The organism is Streptomyces sp. NPDC088553, from assembly GCF_044752965.1.
Classification (GTDB): Bacteria; Actinomycetota; Actinomycetes; order Streptomycetales; family Streptomycetaceae; genus Streptomyces.
Genome location: NZ_JBIVMG010000007.1, coordinates 47,414 through 64,023 on the forward strand (window position 1 = coordinate 47,414; position 16,610 = coordinate 64,023).

16 protein-coding genes are annotated in these 16,610 nt (G+C 71.4%); 7 read left to right on the forward strand and 9 right to left on the reverse strand.

Features of this window, described 5'->3' with window-relative positions; genetic code table 11:
* Window positions 1-62 precede the first annotated feature (62 nt).
* Window positions 63-1,601, forward strand: coding sequence for a ricin-type beta-trefoil lectin domain protein (locus ACIP8Z_RS24070; RefSeq protein WP_402086663.1), 1,539 nt, complete (start codon window positions 63-65; stop codon window positions 1,599-1,601).
* A gap of 80 nt (window positions 1,602-1,681) precedes the next feature.
* On the opposite strand, the gene ACIP8Z_RS24075 is transcribed toward ACIP8Z_RS24070, so the two are convergent.
* The 3 genes from ACIP8Z_RS24075 to ACIP8Z_RS24085 all read right to left on the reverse strand — a co-directional run bounded on the left by ACIP8Z_RS24075 (window position 1,682) and on the right by ACIP8Z_RS24085 (window position 4,948).
* Window positions 1,682-2,323, reverse strand: coding sequence for a lipoprotein (locus ACIP8Z_RS24075; protein WP_402086665.1), 642 nt, complete (start codon window positions 2,321-2,323; stop codon window positions 1,682-1,684).
* 79 nt (window positions 2,324-2,402) lie between these two features.
* Window positions 2,403-3,044, reverse strand: coding sequence for an HAD family acid phosphatase (locus ACIP8Z_RS24080; RefSeq protein WP_402086667.1), 642 nt, complete (start codon window positions 3,042-3,044; stop codon window positions 2,403-2,405).
* Between the two features lie 233 nt (window positions 3,045-3,277).
* Complete coding sequence (locus tag ACIP8Z_RS24085) at window positions 3,278-4,948, reverse strand: fumarate hydratase (protein ID WP_402086670.1); 1,671 nt, start codon at window positions 4,946-4,948, stop codon at window positions 3,278-3,280.
* A 287-nt stretch (window positions 4,949-5,235) separates the two neighbouring features.
* On the opposite strand from ACIP8Z_RS24085, the gene ACIP8Z_RS24090 reads away from it, so the two are divergent.
* Window positions 5,236-5,955 carry a DUF1707 domain-containing protein gene (locus ACIP8Z_RS24090; protein ID WP_402086673.1) on the forward strand — a complete coding sequence of 240 codons (720 nt, stop codon included), beginning with the start codon at window positions 5,236-5,238 and terminating at the stop codon, window positions 5,953-5,955.
* Window positions 5,956-6,246: 291 nt separating this feature from the next.
* The gene (locus tag ACIP8Z_RS24095; RefSeq protein WP_402086675.1) at window positions 6,247-6,618 is read left to right on the forward strand and encodes a WhiB family transcriptional regulator; all 372 of its coding nucleotides are present in this window, start codon (window positions 6,247-6,249) and stop codon (window positions 6,616-6,618) included.
* A gap of 143 nt (window positions 6,619-6,761) precedes the next feature.
* Here the strand turns inward: ACIP8Z_RS24095 and glpX are convergent, their stop codons facing one another.
* Entirely contained in the window at window positions 6,762-7,796 is a 1,035-nt protein-coding gene (gene glpX, locus ACIP8Z_RS24100; RefSeq protein WP_030320583.1) for a class II fructose-bisphosphatase, read from the reverse strand.
* Between the two features lie 117 nt (window positions 7,797-7,913).
* On the opposite strand from glpX, the gene ACIP8Z_RS24105 reads away from it, so the two are divergent.
* Window positions 7,914-8,447: a DUF4245 domain-containing protein gene (locus tag ACIP8Z_RS24105; RefSeq protein ID WP_402086678.1), complete on the forward strand. Its 534-nt coding sequence runs from the start codon at window positions 7,914-7,916 to the stop codon at window positions 8,445-8,447.
* A gap of 75 nt (window positions 8,448-8,522) precedes the next feature.
* Here ACIP8Z_RS24105 and ACIP8Z_RS24110 read toward each other — a convergent pair whose 3' ends face one another.
* The 4 genes from ACIP8Z_RS24110 to ACIP8Z_RS24125 form a co-directional block, all read right to left on the reverse strand.
* Window positions 8,523-9,113, reverse strand: coding sequence for a malonic semialdehyde reductase (locus ACIP8Z_RS24110; protein ID WP_319310131.1), 591 nt, complete (start codon window positions 9,111-9,113; stop codon window positions 8,523-8,525).
* A 244-nt stretch (window positions 9,114-9,357) separates the two neighbouring features.
* Window positions 9,358-9,633 (reverse strand): exodeoxyribonuclease VII small subunit, encoded by a 276-nt coding sequence (locus ACIP8Z_RS24115; RefSeq protein WP_402086680.1) that lies wholly within the window; start codon window positions 9,631-9,633, stop codon window positions 9,358-9,360.
* An 81-nt stretch (window positions 9,634-9,714) separates the two neighbouring features.
* A complete protein-coding gene (xseA, locus tag ACIP8Z_RS24120) occupies window positions 9,715-10,932 on the reverse strand; it encodes an exodeoxyribonuclease VII large subunit (RefSeq protein WP_402086682.1) in 1,218 nt (405 codons plus the stop codon).
* 254 nt (window positions 10,933-11,186) lie between these two features.
* Window positions 11,187-12,557: an APC family permease gene (locus tag ACIP8Z_RS24125; RefSeq protein ID WP_402087486.1), complete on the reverse strand. Its 1,371-nt coding sequence runs from the start codon at window positions 12,555-12,557 to the stop codon at window positions 11,187-11,189.
* A 54-nt stretch (window positions 12,558-12,611) separates the two neighbouring features.
* Here ACIP8Z_RS24125 and ACIP8Z_RS24130 point away from each other — a divergent pair, with 54 nt between their 5' ends.
* On the forward strand, window positions 12,612-13,664 hold the full coding sequence (locus ACIP8Z_RS24130; protein ID WP_402086684.1) for a 4-hydroxy-3-methylbut-2-enyl diphosphate reductase: 1,053 nt from the start codon (window positions 12,612-12,614) through the stop codon (window positions 13,662-13,664).
* A 30-nt stretch (window positions 13,665-13,694) separates the two neighbouring features.
* Window positions 13,695-14,435, forward strand: coding sequence for a polyphosphate--glucose phosphotransferase (gene ppgK, locus ACIP8Z_RS24135; RefSeq protein WP_402086686.1), 741 nt, complete (start codon window positions 13,695-13,697; stop codon window positions 14,433-14,435).
* A gap of 111 nt (window positions 14,436-14,546) precedes the next feature.
* On the opposite strand, the gene ACIP8Z_RS24140 is transcribed toward ppgK, so the two are convergent.
* Window positions 14,547-15,089 (reverse strand): DUF6542 domain-containing protein, encoded by a 543-nt coding sequence (locus tag ACIP8Z_RS24140; protein WP_402087488.1) that lies wholly within the window; start codon window positions 15,087-15,089, stop codon window positions 14,547-14,549.
* A 365-nt stretch (window positions 15,090-15,454) separates the two neighbouring features.
* Here ACIP8Z_RS24140 and ychF point away from each other — a divergent pair, with 365 nt between their 5' ends.
* The gene (gene ychF / locus ACIP8Z_RS24145; RefSeq protein ID WP_030320605.1) at window positions 15,455-16,543 is read left to right on the forward strand and encodes a redox-regulated ATPase YchF; all 1,089 of its coding nucleotides are present in this window, start codon (window positions 15,455-15,457) and stop codon (window positions 16,541-16,543) included.
* Window positions 16,544-16,610 lie beyond the last annotated feature (67 nt).

A 16,610-nucleotide genomic window follows, 5' to 3' on the forward strand; every position in this document is an offset into this window, starting at 1 on the left:
GTATTCCCATCGGGCGTACCGGCCAGTAAAAACCGTGGGTAACCCCACTTCCAGGAGGCGCAATGACGCGCACCAGGTACAGACACCGCTGGCCCATCGCCGTCCTCGCCGCGGCCGCCGCCGCGCTCGGCACGATGACCGCAGCCGCCCCCGCCGGAGCGGCCGGCACGGGCGCCGCCGGCACCACCGCGGTGACCGCCGCCGTACCGCTCCCGCCCGCCCTCGAAGCCGTCCGCGCCGCCGAGGCCACCAAGATCTACGGCAGCCCCGAGGAGCGCCCGCTCGCCCAGCGCAGGACCGGCCTGATCTCGCTCGGCGACAGCGAGATCTCCGGCGAGGGAGTCGGCACCTACGAGTCCCCGACCAACGGTCCCACCAACTGGTGCCACCGCTCGCCCGACGCCGCCATCCACCGCACCGGAATCCCCGCGGACCTCACGTTCAACGTGTCCTGCTCCGGCGCGTACACCGGCAACATCCGGATCGGCGGCTCGAAGCAGTACGCCGACGAGCTCGTCCAGAGCGACAACCTGGCCGTCAAGGCGCGCAACACCCGGATCAAGATGATCACCCTCGTCGCCGGCGCCAACGACGACCTGCAGTTCGGTCCCGTCATGACCGACTGCGTCACCCGCTACCTGCTGCTCCAGGGCGCCTGCGAGCCCAAGTACGCGGGCGGCTGGCAGGCCCGCGTCGACGCGCTCGTCCCCAAGGTCGAGCAGACCGTCCGCGACCTCAGGACCGTGATGCGCGACGCCGGTTACGCCGACGGCGACTACAAGCTCGTCGTCATGGGCTACCCCAGCCCCATCGGCCCCGACTTCCGCGACAACCCCGACTTCCCCGGGAAGCTGATCTGCGGCGGGCTCGGCTACGACTCCGACACCGTCTGGGGCCGCAACACCGCCGTCCCCGCCTTCGAGCGCGGGATGCGCGCGGCGGCCGCCTCCACCGGCGCCGTCTACCTCGACAACTCGCGGCTCTTCCACGGCCACGAGGTCTGCATGGAGGACGCCTGGGCCCGCGGTCTCTACATCGACCTCTCCAAGCCCGGGACCCCGGACGAGAACTCCGTGCGGCAGTCCTTCCATCCCAACGCGCGCGGGCACGCCGCCTTCGCGTCCTGCCTCACCCAGATCTACAACTCGGATGCGCGTGAGGCCGGTTGCGCCGACGTGAACTCCTCGGGCACGCCGACCCTCTTCCCGCTCGCCTGGGACGACGCCTACAAGCCGCTGAAGAACCAGGCGACCGGAAACTGCCTGGACGTCGACGCGGCCGCCTCGTCCAACGGCACCGCCGTCCTCGGCTGGGACTGCCACGGCGGCCGCAACCAGGGCTGGTGGTACGACTCCACCCGCCGCACCGTCCACACCCAGCTGACCCAGGACCGCTGCCTGGACGTCCCCGCGCCCGGCTACCAGGCGGGCGAGGCGCTCGTCCTGTGGAACTGCCACGGCGGCGCCAACCAGAAGTTCGTCCGCGACGGCGCCACGATCCGGCCGGTCGACGCGACCGGCCTCTGCCTCACCCAGAGCGCGGCGAAGCAGCCGATCAGGCTCCAGACCTGCGACGGATCGGCGAACCAGAGGTTCGCGTAGCCGGCGCGCGTTCCCTCAGGGCCGTGGCCCCCGTCCGCGATCGGACGGGGGCCACGGCCGTGCTCGGTGCCGGTGCGGGCTCAGAGCGCCTTGAGGGTCGTCCTGGCCAGCTCGTAGGCCGGGATCATCGCCCGGTGCTCCGCGGTGTCGATCCCGCCGAGGTGCACGATCACCGTCCCCTTCGGCGTCGAGACGGCGAAGGCGCGCTCCTCCTTCGACTCCTCCATCACCTTGTTGAAGACGGTGTACGTCACCTCGGTGACGGGCCCCGCGCCGGACCCGCTCTCCTTGTAGGACACCTCGGACGCGTTCCGCTCGGCCTTCACGAACCCTTCGAGGGCCGCCCTGGCCGGCCCCTTCCCGGCCGTCCACACCCGCAGGAAGCCCACGTGCCCGGCCGGCTTGGCGTCGACCTCGCAGCGCACGGTGGCCGGCCCCTGCCGGGTGAGCGCCGCGAACTCCGGGTTCTCGGGGTCCTCGACCGCCTTCGGCGTCCACTTCTCCGCCACCCCGAACGAGACGGGCAGCGCGCAGACCGTCCCCGGACCGCCGACGGTCAGAGCCGCCGCGGCGGCCCCGGGCGTCTCCGTGGCGGGCGCCGCCGTCGGCCGTGCGCCCTGTGTGACCTCGGGCAACGGCTCGATGTCGGCGCAGCCGGCGAGCAGCAGCCCCGCCGCCAGGCCGGCGGTGACCTGGGCCAGGGTCCGTATCGGGTGTCTCATGCGCGTCAGCGTAATGGCGTGCCCGGCGTCACCGGGTGAGCCGCCCGGACGGGGCCCGGGCCGGGCCCACCGCGGTGGTTCAGGAGAGCTTGCCGCCGTAGTCCGGGAGCTTGAACGTGCGCTCGGCGTGACCGCCGACCAGATCGGTGGTGTTGTTGCCGATGTTCGCGATGATCGTGTAGCCCTTGCCCTCGATCTTGGCGCGCTGCTCCGTCTTGTACGCGCTGACCTCGGCGAACAGGTCGGGGAGCGAGCGCACGTACAGCCCGTCGACGGGGTAGCCGGCCTGCTTCAGGTTCCAGTCCGTGAGCGAGTGGATGATGCCCGGGCGGGCGGTGACGAAGAAGATGTCGACCCCGCGGTCGTGGGCCTCGCGGACGAGGGTGCGCACCTCGGCGATGGCCGGGGTCGGCAGCTCCCAGAAGGGGTGGAAGTCCGTCTCCAGCGAGCTGTTGTCGATGTCGAGGACGATCGCCTGCTTCTCGTCGCCGGCGTTCCTGGAACGCTCCTCGATGTACGGGCGGGCCTGCGCGACCACGGCGGCCACGTCACGGCGCCAGGTCGTGTAGTCGACGTCCTTGAGGGCGGCGGCCGACGTGCTGTGGCCGTCCGGGTCGGAGGCGGAGGCGGTGGGCGCGGGGCCGACGACGAGGAAGGCCGTCAGTGCGAGCGTGGCGGTGGTTCCGGCGGCGGCGCGCCTGCGGAAGGGCGTGACGGGCATGGGGGGCTCCTTGGTCGACCGGCTCGGGGACTTTGGCATGCTCGCGCCCAATACTGGACAGTAGGCAACGAGATGGCTACCGGTCGGTAGCGACTTTCTGAGCGAACGACGAAGCCCCCCGGTCCGGGAGGACCGAGGGGCGGACGTCGAGCGTCGGGTCGGGGAGGCCCGAGGGGCGGGCGTCGGACGTCCGCTCCGGGAGGACCGGGGAGCGGACGCCGGGTGTCGGGTGATCAGCCGAGACCGGGGCCCCGCACCGGGATGTGCGTGAACGTCGGCTCCGGGGCCGGGTTCTGGAAGAAGTCGTTCCCCTTGTCGTCCACCACGATGAACGCCGGGAAGTCCTCGACCTCGATCTTCCAGACCGCCTCCATGCCGAGCTCCTCGTACTCGACGACCTCGACCTTCTTGATGCAGTCCTGCGCGAGCCGCGCCGCCGGGCCGCCGATCGAGCCGAGGTAGAAGCCGCCGTGGCTGCCGCAGGCGTTCGTGACCTGCTGCGAGCGGTTGCCCTTGGCCAGCATGACCTTCGAGCCGCCCGCCGCCTGGAACTGCTCCACGTACGAGTCCATCCGGCCGGCCGTCGTCGGGCCGAAGGAACCGGAGGCGAACCCCTCGGGGGTCTTCGCCGGGCCCGCGTAGTAGACCGGGTGGTCCTTCAGGTACTGCGGCATCTCCTCGCCCGCGTCCAGGCGCTCCTTGATCTTGGCGTGCGCGATGTCGCGCGCCACGACCAGCGGGCCGTTGAGGGAGAGGCGGGTCTTGACCGGGTACTTGGTCAGCTCGGCGAGGATGTCGTCCATCGGCTGGTTCAGGTCGATGGTGACGACGTCGCTCTCCTCGGAGAGATGGTCGTCGGTCGTCTCCGGCAGGAAGCGCGCCGGGTCGGTCTCCAGCTGCTCCAGGAAGACGCCCTCGGCGGTGATCTTCGCGACGGCCTGGCGGTCGGCCGAGCAGGAGACGGCGATCGCGACGGGAAGCGAGGCGCCGTGGCGGGGAAGGCGGACGACGCGGACGTCGTGGCAGAAGTACTTGCCGCCGAACTGCGCGCCGATGCCGATCTTCTGCGTCAGCTCGAAGACCTTCTCCTCCAGCTCCTTGTCGCGGAAGCCGTGGCCGGTCTCGGCCGAGCCCTCGGCGGGCAGCTCGTCCAGGTAGTGCGCGGAGGCGTACTTCGCGGTCTTGAGCGCGAACTCGGCGGACGTGCCGCCGACGACGATCGCCAGGTGGTACGGCGGGCAGGCGGCCGTGCCGAGCGAGCGGATCTTCTCCTCCAGGAACTTCATCATGCTCGCCTCGTTGAGGACGGCCTTCGTCTCCTGGTAGAGGAAGGACTTGTTGGCGGAGCCACCGCCCTTGGCCATGAAGAGGAACTTGTACGCGCCGCCGTCGGTCGCGTACAGCTCGATCTGCGCGGGCAGGTTCGAGCCGGTGTTCTTCTCCTCCCACATGGTGACCGGGGCCATCTGCGAGTACCGCAGGTTGAGCTTGGTGTACGCGTCGTAGATGCCCTTGGACAGGGCCTCCTCGTCGCGGCCGGAGGTCAGCACGTTCTGCCCGCGCTTGCCCATGACGATCGCGGTGCCCGTGTCCTGGCACATGGGCAGGACGCCGGCGGCGGCGATGTTCGCGTTCTTGAGGAGGTCGAGCGCGACGAACTTGTCGTTCGACGAGGCCTCGGGGTCGTCGATGATGCGGCGCAGCTGGGCCAGGTGGGCCGGGCGCAGGAAGTGCTGGATGTCCTTGATCGCCTCGGCGGCGAGGGTGCGCAGCGCCTCCGGCTCGACCTTGAGGAACGTACGGCCGTCGGCCTCGAAGGTGGAGACACCTTCGGAGGTCACCAGGCGGTAGGGCGTGGTGTCCTCTCCCAGGGGGAGCAGATCGGAGTACGCAAACTCTGGCATGGGGGCCATTCCTCACTCGGCAAGACGGCGCACCGCCTCCGTTGGCAGTGCGCCCTCCAGCGTAGAACGCGGGCCGGGGAGCGGTCCTGTGAGGTAAGGCTCACTTGGGACCGGGACCGTGCCGGAGTGGCGTGTTCCGGCGGGTCGGGCGGCCGGGCCCGGTTCGGCTCGGCCGGGTCGGGGCGTGGCGTCAACCCGCCGTTTCCGGCCCCTGGTTCGGGACCTTGTCCACAGGCCACGGCCCCGCCCCCTGGTCGCGATCTATCGCGTTTCGCTAGGCTGGCGACGTGGACCTCGAAAAGAAGCCCGAACCCGAAAAGCAGCCGGAGCCGCAGCGGCAGGCCGCACCCGCCGAGCACGCCCCCGCGGAGACCGTCTTCGCCGACCCGCAGGGCTCGTTGCGGGCCTCGGACGCGGACCGGGACCGGATCGCGGACATCCTCAGGGACGCCCTGGCCGAGGGGCGGATCGACGCCGAGGAGCACTCGGACCGGATCGACTCGGTGTACCGGGCGAAGACCGTCGGGGAGCTGGAGCCGATCGTCCGCGACCTGCCGGGCGCCCGGACGCGCCAGGAGCCCGCTCCGGACTACGGGTACGGCCCGGAGGAAGCCGACGGCCCCCCGGCCAACCTCGTCGCGATCTTTTCCAGCACCACCCGCAAGGGACGGTGGCGGGTGAGCCGACGGACGAACGCGTTCGCGCTCTTCGGGAACATCGAGATCGACCTGACCGAGGCGATCTTCGCGCAGCGGCTGACCACCATCAACGCCACGTCGATCTTCGGCAACGTCGAGGTCCGGGTCCCGGAGAACATCAGCCTGCGGGGCAACGGCAGCGGGATCTTCGGCAACTTCGAGGTCGTGACCCTGGAGGGCGTCGACCCGCAGGCCCCGGTCGTCGTCATCAACGGCTACTCGGTCTTCGGGAACGTCGAGGCGAGACCCAAGCGCGGCAAGTGGATCACCGACCTCCAGGACCGGATGCGCAAGCATCTCGGCCACTGACGCGGCGACGCGCGAGGCGGTGTGACGTAGTGCGAGGGTCGTGACGTCGCGCGGGGCGGTGTGACGTGCGGGGCGCGCGGCTCCGGCGGCCGGCTCCGGCGGCTCGGTCCGGCGTCGGGTCCGTCGGCCGGCTCCGACACGCCGTTCCGACCGGCGGCTCGGGGGTGACCGGAATTCGCCCTCGGGTATCCGCAGTGCGGAACGGCGCGGCACGCAGTGCATAGGCGCCCGCACAGCGGGTAGGGCTGGTGCATCGCCGCTCGCTCGCGAAGCCGTCGTCAGGAGTAGACCGTGCTGCAACTGCCGCATCAGCCCCTCCAGGTCGCCGCCGTACCCCCTCAGCGCGCCCCTGCACGGGAGGACGAGGCCGGTCCTTGGCACGCGGAGGCGGTGTGCCGCCGGGACGAGGCCGGACTGTTCTTCGCCCCCTCCAAGGAGCCGACCGCCGCGCGGCTCGCGCGTGAGGCGGCGGCCAAGCGGGTCTGCGGCCGCTGTCCCGTGATGGTCGAGTGCCGGGAGCACGCGCTCCTCCAGCCCGAGCCGTACGGGGTGTGGGGCGGGCTCACCGCGGCGGAGCGCCGCGTCGCCCTGGCCCGCCGCCGACGGCGCGAGGTGGAGCTGCGGAAGGCGGCCGCGGCCGAGCGCATCGCCCAGGCGGGCTGACCGAGACGCACAGCCCTCGCGGCTGACGGGAGCGCGGCCACCGCCGTCGTTCCGTACGGGAAGGGGCGCCCCCACCGCACATGGGGGCGCCCCTCTTCGTGCCGCTTCGTGGCGAAGCGTCGGTGCTCCTTCGAGCGGCGCGGCTACTTCGCGCGGTCGAAGTCGATCTTGCTGTACGCGCGCAGCTTGGAGAGCCGGTGCGTGGAGTCGATCTGGCGGATCGTGCCGGACTTCGAGCGCATGACGAGCGACTGCGTGGTCGCCGTCTCGGCGCGGTAGCGCACGCCTCGGAGCAGCTCGCCGTCGGTGATGCCGGTCGCGACGAAGAACACGTTGTCGCCGCCGACCAGGTCGTTCGTGGAGAGCACCCGGTCCAGGTCGTGGCCCGCGTCGAGGGCCTTCTGGCGCTCGGCCTCGTCCTTCGGCCACAGCTTGCCCTGGATCACACCGCCGAGGCACTTGATGGCGCAGGCGGAGATGATGCCCTCGGGGGTGCCGCCGACGCCCATGAGCATGTCGACGCCGGTGCCCTCGCGGACGGCCATGATCGAACCGGCGACGTCGCCGTCCGAGATGAACTTGATGCGGGCGCCGGTCTCGCGGATCTCCTTGACGATGCCCTCGTGACGGGGGCGGTCCAGGATGACGACCGTGATGTCCTCGGGGGAGGAGTTCTTCGCCTTGGCGACCCGGCGGATGTTGACCGAGACGGGGGCGTTGATGTCGACGAAGTCGGCGGCCTCGGGGCCGGTGACCAGCTTGTCCATGTAGAAGACCGCGGACGGGTCGAACATGGTGCCGCGGTCGGCGGCGGCCAGGACGGCGATCGCGTTCGGCATGCCCTTGGCGTTCAGCGTGGTGCCGTCGATCGGGTCGACGGCGATGTCGACCTCGGCGCCGGTGCCGTCGCCGACCCGCTCGCCGTTGAAGAGCATGGGCGCTTCGTCCTTCTCGCCCTCGCCGATGACGACCACGCCGTTCATCGAGACGGTGGAGATCAGGGTGCGCATGGCGTTGACCGCCGCGCCGTCGGCGCCGATCTTGTCGCCGCGGCCGACCCAGCGGCCGGCGGCCATGGCGGCGGCCTCGGTGACGCGGACCAGCTCAAGGGCGAGGTTGCGGTCGGGAGCCTCGGGGGAGACCACGAGCTCGGGCGGCAGATTCTGCTGCTCGGTCATCGGAACGCACCTTTCTGTACGGCGACGGCCGGTTAAGGGAGGGTGCTGTGACTCTATCGGTACGTCGACAAAATGAGCAGAGGGGCCCACGTATGAGCACGGACCCTTGATGCGACCATGGTGCGCGTGGCAGGTATGCGAGGCAGGCAGACGGTACGCGGGATGTTCCAGTCCCTCGGGGTGATCTTGGTCGCCGCGGGAGTGATGTATCTCTTCATTCCGCATGATGAGAGCGCCGAACCGGTCAAGGCGAAGGACTACCGGGTCGAGCTCCTGACGGCTCAGCGGGCGGCACCGTATCCGGTGCTGGCCCCCGAGGGCCTCGGCGAGGGCTGGAAGGCGACGGTCGTCTCGTACAAGCGCGAGAACGCCAACGCCTGGCAGCTCGGTTTCCTCTCGCCGGACACCCAGTACGTGGCGATCCACCAGTCGACGGCGGCGCCGAAGACCTTCGTCCCGGACGTCACCCAGCGGGCGAAGAACACCGGGAGGACCGAGACCGTGGCCGGCCAGGTCTGGCAGCGCTGGGAGGGCCCGAAGTACGACGCGCTCGTCCGGGTGGACGGCGGGGCGACGACGGTGGTGACCGGCACGGCGTCGTTCGAGCGGCTCACCGAGATGGTGGGCTCGCTCCAGTCGAAGAAGGCCTGATCCGAGAGAGCACGACGAAGGCCCCGCACTCGTGGAGTGCGGGGCCTTCTGCGTGTCATCGCCGTGTCAGCGGACTCAGACGGTGGTGACGACCTCGTCGAAGGAGAGGCGCGGGGAGCGCGGGAACCAGGCGTCCTCGCCCGGCTTGCCGATGTTGATGACCATCAGCGGGGTGTGGTCGTCGTCCAGGAACTCCTTCTGGACGCCGGCGAAGTCCAGGCCGGTCATCGGGCCGGCGGCCAGGCCGGCGGCGCGGACGCCCACGATGAAGTACGCGGCCTGGAGGGCGGCGTTCAGGACGGCGGACTGCTCGCGGACCGGACGCTCGGCGAAGAACATGTCCTTGGCCTGCGGGAAGTGCGGAAGCAGGGCCGGGAGCTCCTCGTGGAACTCGTTGTCGGCGGAGAGGATCGCGACGAGCGGGGCGGCGGCGGTCTTGGGCCGGTTGCCCTCGGCCATGTGCTTGACCAGGCGCTCGCGGGCCTCGGGGGAGCGGACCAGGGTGATGCGCAGCGGGGTCTGGTTGAAGGCGGTCGGGCCGTACTTCACCAGGTCGTAGATCGCCTGGACCTGCTCGTCGGTCACCGGCTCGTCGGTGAACGTGTTGGCGGTGCGGGCCTCGCGGAAAAGGAGATCCTGAGCGGCGGCGTCAAGGGCGAGAGACATGCTGCGTACCTTCCGGACTGCAAAAGGGGGTCGCTCGTAGGGGGTTCAAGCGATGTCCTCGACAGTACGCCCATGATTGGTGAAAGTTCAACTAATCCATCCGGATAGTGATCCGCTTCACTCGCAGTGTACGCCGTGTCGATGAGTCGCCGCAGGTCGGCGGCGTGAGGTCGGCCGGTGCGGGGGTGGCGGCGGGGTCCGCAGGTGCGAACCGGCCGGTGCGGGCGGTTCGTGCCGACGGCGGCTACTCGTCCCCGTCGCCGCCCGAGGCGCCCTCGGCCTCCTCCGCCGCGCGTTCGGCGGCGAGCGAGGCGTCCAGCCGGGCCCGCGCCCCTTCGAGGCGGCGCCGGCAGACCTTCGCCAGCTCCTCACCGCGCTCCCAGAGCGCGAGGGACTCCTCCAGGGACGTCCCGCCCGCTTCGAGCCGCCGTACGACCTCGATCAGCTCGTCCCGCGCCTGCTCGTACCCGAGCGCCGACTCGTCCGTACCCGATCCCGCCGTACCCGTTCCCGCTGCCATGTGCCGCTCCACCCTCCGTAACCGGTTTCTCTTGCGTCCTGCGTGGTCCTGCGTGTCCTGCGTGGTCCTACGCGGTGCTGCTCAGGCCGGGTCGGCCACGCGCCGTACCGCGAACTCGCCCTCAGCGACCCGGGCCCGCAGCTCCTCGTCCGCCGCGACCTCCCCGGGGGAGCGGACCACCGAGCCGTCGGCCCGCTGGAGCACCGCGTACCCCCGCTCCATCGTCGCGGCGGGCGACAGCGCCCGGACCCGCGCCCGCGTGTGCGACAGCTCGGAGTCCGCCCGGTCCAGGAGGTGCCCGAGGACCCGGCGGCTGCGCGCGAGCAGCGCGACGAGCTCGTCCTCGCGGACCTCGACCATGCGCTGCGGATGCTCCATGACGGGCCGGCCGAGCGCGTGCGCGAGACCGCGCTCCTCCCGGTCGAGCAGCCCGCGCACGGTCCGCAGGGCCCGGTCCCGCAGCCCGCGCACCCGGTCCAGCTCCTCGCCGACGTCCGGGACGACCTTCTTGGCCGCGTCCGTCGGCGTCGAGGCGCGCAGGTCGGCCACGAGGTCGAGGAGGGGCGAGTCGGGTTCGTGGCCGATCGCCGAGACCACCGGCGTACGGCAGTCGGCGACGGCCCGGACGAGCTGCTCGTCCGAGAACGGCAGCAGGTCCTCGACGCTGCCGCCGCCCCGGGCGACGATGATCACGTCGACGTCCTCGTGGGCGTCGAGCTCCTTGACGGCCTGGACGACCTGGGGCACGGCCTTCACGCCCTGCACCGCCACGTTCCGCACCTCGAAGGCGACGGCGGGCCAGCGGCGGCGCGCGTTCTCCAGGACGTCCCGCTCCGCCGCGGAGGCGCGGCCGCAGACGAGGCCGATGCGGTGCGGCAGGAACGGCAGCGGCTTCTTCCGGTCGAGCGCGAACAGCCCCTCGGAGGCCAGGCTCCGCTTCAGCTGCTCGAGCCGGGCGAGCAGCTCGCCGATCCCGACGGGCTTGATCTCCACCGCCCGCAGCGACAGCTGGCCGCGCGGCGCGTACCACTCGGGCTTGGCGCGCACGACGACCCGGGCGCCCTCCGACACGACGTCCGCGACGGCGTCGAAGACCTGGCGGTAGCAGGTGACGCCGATGGAGATGTCGTACGAGGGATCCCGGAGCGTCAGGAAGACCACCCCGGCGCCGGGGCGCCGGGACAGCTGGGTGATCTGCCCCTCGACCCAGATCGCCCCGAGCCGGTCGATCCACCCCCCGATCAGACGGGAGACCTCACCGACGGGAAGCGGTGCTTCGGCGGACGTAGTCAGAGCCATGGACCGAGCGTAACCGCGCGGTACGACAACGTCAGGGCACGCGCACGCCCGCGCACACCCCACCCGGGTCCGGACGCGGGTACACGGGCCACACGGGCCACACCGGCTCCGCGACCACCGCAGCCCGGCGCCGGCTGGCCGCGTACGCCCGGCCAAGCGCCGACTGACCGCGAACGCCCGCCCCGCAGCGCCCCCGCGGTGCCCCCCCAGCGCCCCGTCCCGCCCTGCCCTCGCCCCGCGAGGTCTCGCGCGGCTCAGCGGCCCGCCGGTGTCCTCGTCGCGCCCTGCACCGCCAGGACGATCAGGCCCACGCCCAGCCACACCACGCCCACCACCTGCGCCGCCACCGAGGCCTCCACGATGACCGCGATCAGGATCGCGGCGCCGACCACGGGCAGCACGACGTGCTTCAGCCAGTGCGGCGGCCCCTCCGCCCTCCGCACCGCGAACCAGCCCACCACGCTCGCGTGCAGCAGCACGAAGGCCGTCAGGGCGCCCACGTCCACGACCGACACCAGGTGGTCGAGGCCGTCGTCCCGCCGGGCCGCCCACACCGCCGCGATCATCGTCACCGTCGCCGACACCAGGAGCGCCACCCGCGGCACGCCCCCGTCCGTCCGGGCGAGCACGTGCGGCAGGCGCCGGTCGCGGCCCATCGCGAAGAGGAGGCGGCCACCGGCCGCCTGCCCCGCGAGCGCCGCGAAGGCCGCGCCGATCGCCTTCGAGACGGCCACGAGGTCGTGCAGCCAGCCGCCGACCGCGCTCTCGACGGCGTCGTAGAAGGCCGACCCCTGCTTCCCCGGGTCGGCCGCGAGCTCGGCCGAGGAGACCGGTTCGAGCAGCGCCACCAGCCAGGTCTGCGCGATGAACAGCACACCCGCGAGGGCCAGGCAGAACAGCAGCGCCCGCGCCACCTTCGCCGAGCCGCCCGTGACCTCCTCCGCGAAGGAGGCGATGGCGTCGAAGCCCAGGTAGGACAGGACGGCCACGGACACCGCGCCGATGACGGCGGCCAGGGAGAACGCCCCGTCACCGGTGAGCGGCGACCACCAGTCGCGCCGGGCCCCGTCCTGCGCGAGCACCACGATCGCGGAGACGACGAAGACGAGCAGCACGACGATCTCCATCGCGAGCACCGCGAAGCCGACCCGGGCCGCCGCCCGTACGCCCCACAGGTTGAGCAGGGTCGTCAGGACGACGGCGATCCCGGTCCACACCCACCGGTCGACCTCCGGGACCAGCGCCTCCATGGCGATCCCGGCGAAGAGGTAGGCGACCGCCGGGATCAGCAGGTAGTCGAGCATCGCCATCCAGCCGGCGATGAACCCCGGCCCTTCGCCGAGGCCCTTGCGCGCGTACGTGAAGACGGAGCCGGCCTGGGGCGCGACCCGAACCATCTGCGCGTAGCTGAAGGCGGTGAACGCCATGGCGACGGTGGCCACGACGTACACGAGTGCGACCGAGCCGCCGGACTTCGCGTCGAGCGTGCCGAAGACGCCGACGGGCGCCATGGGGGCGATGAAGAGCAGCCCGTAGACGACCAGGTCCCGGAACCCGAGGTTCCGACGAAGTCCCGTGTGTTCCGCGTCTTCCCCGCGCGCCGCCACCTGCGATTCCTCGGCCATGGCCACAGTTTCGGCCACGGCACCGATCAAACCGCTCACCGACGCGGCCTTACGATGGGACGCATGACTGCAACGCCCGCGTCGACGCCCGATTCCGCCTCCGCGACGAACCGCCCGAAGCGTGTCCTGCTCGCCGCTCCCCGCGGCTACTGCGCGGGCGTGGACCGTGCCGTGATCGCGGTGGAGAAGGCCCTGGAGCAGTACGGGGCCCCGATCTACGTCCGGCACGAGATCGTCCACAACAAGTACGTCGTCCAGACCCTGGAGCGGAAGGGCGCCATCTTCGTCGACCAGGCGACCGAGGTGCCGCCGGGCAACATCGTGATGTTCTCCGCGCACGGCGTCGCCCCGACCGTCCACGAGGAGGCCCGCCAGGGCCGCCTCGCGACCATCGACGCCACCTGCCCGCTGGTCACCAAGGTCCACAAGGAAGCCGTCCGCTTCGCCAACGAGGACTTCGACATCCTCCTCATCGGCCACGAGGGCCACGAGGAGGTCATCGGCACCTCCGGCGAGGCCCCCGACCACATCCAGCTGGTCGACGGCCCCGGCGACGTCGCCAAGATCGAGGTCCGCGACCCGTCCCGGGTCGTCTGGCTCTCCCAGACCACGCTCTCGGTCGACGAGACGATGGAGACGGTCGACGCGCTGAAGGAGAAGTTCCCGCAGCTGATCTCCCCGCCGTCCGACGACATCTGCTACGCCACGCAGAACCGCCAGATCGCGATCAAGGAGCTGGCCGGCCAGGCCGAGCTCGTCATCGTCGTCGGCTCGAAGAACTCCTCGAACTCGATCCGCATGGTCGAGGTCGCCAAGCAGGCCGGCGTCCCCGCCGCGTACCTGGTCGACTTCGCGAGCGAGATCGACGAGGCCTGGCTGGAGGGCGTCACCAGCGTCGGCCTCTCCTCCGGCGCCTCCGTCCCGGACATCCTCGTGCAGGAGGTCCTGGAGTGGCTCTCCGAGCGCGGCTACGCGGACGTGGAGATCGTCAAGACGGCCGACGAGTCCCTCACCTTCTCGCTGCCCAAGGAGCTCCGCAACAAGGACCTGCGGGCCGTCGCCGAGAAGCTCGGCGCGGGCGAGCCCGCCGCCTCCGCCAAGGAGTAACCCGGCACCCCAGCCCGTACCGTGGATTCCATGAACGTCTTCGGAGTGGACATCGGCGGATCGGGCATCAAGGGCGCCCCCGTGGACCTGGAGCGCGGGGCGCTCACCGAGGAGCGCCACAAGGTACTGACCCCGCATCCCGCCACACCCGACGGTGTGGCGGGATGCGTCGCGGAGGTCGTGGAGCACTTCGGCTGGACGGGACCGGTGGGGGTGACCTTCCCGGGAGTGGTGACCGGCTCGACCGTCCGTACGGCGGCGAACGTCGACAAGTCATGGATCGGCGTGGACGCGGGCACCCTGCTGAGCGACCGCATGGGCGGCCTCCCGGTGACCGTCCTGAACGACGCCGACGCGGCCGGAGTCGCCGAGATGACCTTCGGCGCGGGCCGCGGCCGCAAGGGCACCGTGATCATGCTGACCTTCGGCACGGGCATCGGCTCGGCCCTCTTCGTCGACGGCCGCCTCGTCCCGAACACGGAGCTGGGCCACCTGGAGCTCAAGGGCCACGACGCGGAGACCAGGGCGTCGACGAAGGCCAAGGAGGACGAGGACCTCAGCTGGGAACACTGGGCGCGCCGCGTGCGGAAGTACCTCGCGCACGTGGAGATGCTGTTCTCGCCGGAACTGTTCATCATCGGCGGCGGGGTGAGCCGTAAGGCGGACAGGTTCCTGCCGCTGATCGAGGGCATCAGGGCGGAGATCGTCCCGGCGGAACTCCAGAACAACGCGGGGATCGTGGGCGCGGGGATGGCGGCGGGGGCGGCGTAGGGGGCTCTACGGCGCCGGGGCGGCCCGGACTGGGCGACGCGGTGGTGTGGGTGCCGGCCGAGTGGGCGCCGGGGGCGGCGTCAGAGGCTCTACGGTGCCGGGGCCGGCCGACTAGGCGACGGGGCGGCGCCGAGGAGTCCGGCCCGACGCGGGTCCCCTTCCACCGGCCCCGGGCGCCTCACCGGCCGCGGCGGAGGGGCCGGCCGAGACCCCGGCCGGGCCCTGCGCCGCCGCGGCGGCGGTACGCACGAGGTGCTGGCGCCGCCCCATCTCCCGCACCTTCCGTACGCTCGCGATGAGCCCGGCCACGAGGGTCCCCCCGTACAGCCAGCCGGCGTGCACGGCGAGGGCGGTCACGACGGCCATCGCCTGGCCGCCGAAGCCCCCCGAGCCGCCCGCGATGGGGACGACGCCGACGGCGAAGGCGATGGGCACGCCGATGGGGGCGGTGACGAGGTCCGCGGCCCGGACCCAGAGCGCGGTCAGGGCGCTGACCGGCAGGAACAGCAGTCCGTAGACGACGGGGGAGCCGTCGAGGAGCAGCCGGTCGAGGAAGCCGAGCGTCAGCATGACGGCGGAGGCGAAGAGCCCGGCGCCGAGCCCGGTGAGGCGGGGCTGGGGGAGGCGCCGCAGCGCGAGGACGACCGGCGGCACGGGCCGTCCCGTCGGCTTCCCGGCCGCCGCTCCGGGCGCCCCGGCCCGCTGGACGCGGGGGCCGGCGGGGCCCCGCCGGGTCCGGCCGGTCACCCGGTACACGGCCGCGCCCTCCACGAGCGCGGGGGGCGGGGTGACGGGCGGCGTGACGGGGGTTTGCGGCCGTCGGCGGCCTTGCGGCTGACTTGTCCTGTGCTGCTCCACTCCACCAACGTAGGTCGGAAAGGGGCGGCAACAGGGTCCGGGACACGCCCTTTGGGTGACCTTGCCCCCGAGAACGACCGAAGGTCGGCGTCACTGGCCGGTTCGGCCCGCCCGTAAACTGGGGGATCGGCCCCCCGTCCACACTTCAGGAAGTCGCCACCGTGTCGCTCACGATCGGAATCGTCGGTCTGCCGAATGTCGGCAAGTCGACCCTGTTCAACGCCCTGACCAAGAACGACGTGCTGGCGGCCAACTACCCGTTCGCCACGATCGAGCCCAACGTCGGAGTCGTCGGTGTCCCCGACGCCCGCCTGACCAAGCTCGCGGAGATCTTCTCCTCGCAGCGGATCCTCCCGGCGACGGTCGACTTCGTCGACATCGCGGGCATCGTGCGTGGCGCGAGCGAGGGCGAGGGCCTCGGCAACAAGTTCCTGGCGAACATCCGCGAGTCGGATGCGATCTGCCAGGTCATCCGCGCCTTCAAGGACGAGAACGTCGTGCACGTCGACGGCAAGGTCTCGCCGAAGGACGACATCGAGACGATCAACACGGAGCTGATCCTCGCGGACCTCCAGACGATCGAGAAGGTCCTGCCGCGCCTCCAGAAGGAGATGCGGATCAAGAAGGACACGGCGCCCAAGGTCGCCGCGGTCGAGGCCGCGCAGGCGATCCTGGAGAAGGGCGACACCCTCTTCTCGCAGGGCATCGTGCAGGGCTCGGAGAAGGCGGAGCTCCTCCACGACCTGCACCTCCTCACCACCAAGCCGTTCCTCTACGTCTTCAACGTGGATGAGGACGAGCTGACGGACGATGCGTTCAAGGCCGAGCAGAGCGCGCTGGTCGCCCCGGCCGAGGCGATCTTCCTGAACGCGAAGCTGGAGCAGGACCTGGCGGAGCTGGACGAGGAGGACGCCATGGAGCTCCTCCAGTCCGTCGGCGCCGAGGAGCCGGGCCTGGCGACCCTCGCCCGCGTGGGCTTCGCGACCCTGGGCCTCCAGACCTACCTGACGGCCGGCCCCAAGGAATCCCGCGCCTGGACGATCAAGCAGGGCGCGACGGCCCCCGAGGCGGCCGGTGTCATCCACACCGACTTCCAGAAGGGCTTCATCAAGGCCGAGGTCATCTCCTTCGCCGACCTGGTGGAAACCGGCTCGGTGGCCGACGCCCGCGCGGCCGGCAAGGCCCGCATGGAGGGCAAGGAGTACGTCATGCAGGACGGCGATGTGGTGGAGTTCCGCTTCAACGTCTGAGCGGATGAATGACGCCACGTCGCTGACGTGGCAAACACACAGGTCAGAAGGGGTTGGGCTCGGTCGA

What these genes read in the sequence shown, in the direction of transcription:
- ACIP8Z_RS24070 (WP_402086663.1), top strand. Translation starts at nt 63, where the DNA reads ATGACGCGCACCAGGTACAGACACCGCTGGCCCATCGCCGTCCTCGCC.
- ACIP8Z_RS24075 (WP_402086665.1), bottom strand. Translation starts at nt 2,323, where the DNA reads ATGAGACACCCGATACGGACCCTGGCCCAGGTCACCGCCGGCCTGGCG.
- ACIP8Z_RS24080 (WP_402086667.1), bottom strand. Translation starts at nt 3,044, where the DNA reads ATGCCCGTCACGCCCTTCCGCAGGCGCGCCGCCGCCGGAACCACCGCC.
- ACIP8Z_RS24085 (WP_402086670.1), bottom strand. Translation starts at nt 4,948, where the DNA reads ATGCCAGAGTTTGCGTACTCCGATCTGCTCCCCCTGGGAGAGGACACC.
- glpX (WP_030320583.1), bottom strand. Translation starts at nt 7,796, where the DNA reads ATGACCGAGCAGCAGAATCTGCCGCCCGAGCTCGTGGTCTCCCCCGAG.
- ACIP8Z_RS24105 (WP_402086678.1), top strand. Translation starts at nt 7,914, where the DNA reads ATGGTGCGCGTGGCAGGTATGCGAGGCAGGCAGACGGTACGCGGGATG.
- ACIP8Z_RS24110 (WP_319310131.1), bottom strand. Translation starts at nt 9,113, where the DNA reads ATGTCTCTCGCCCTTGACGCCGCCGCTCAGGATCTCCTTTTCCGCGAG.
- ACIP8Z_RS24115 (WP_402086680.1), bottom strand. Translation starts at nt 9,633, where the DNA reads ATGGCAGCGGGAACGGGTACGGCGGGATCGGGTACGGACGAGTCGGCG.
- xseA (WP_402086682.1), bottom strand. Translation starts at nt 10,932, where the DNA reads ATGGCTCTGACTACGTCCGCCGAAGCACCGCTTCCCGTCGGTGAGGTC.
- ACIP8Z_RS24125 (WP_402087486.1), bottom strand. Translation starts at nt 12,557, where the DNA reads ATGGCCGAGGAATCGCAGGTGGCGGCGCGCGGGGAAGACGCGGAACAC.
- ACIP8Z_RS24130 (WP_402086684.1), top strand. Translation starts at nt 12,612, where the DNA reads ATGGGACGCATGACTGCAACGCCCGCGTCGACGCCCGATTCCGCCTCC.
- ppgK (WP_402086686.1), top strand. Translation starts at nt 13,695, where the DNA reads ATGAACGTCTTCGGAGTGGACATCGGCGGATCGGGCATCAAGGGCGCC.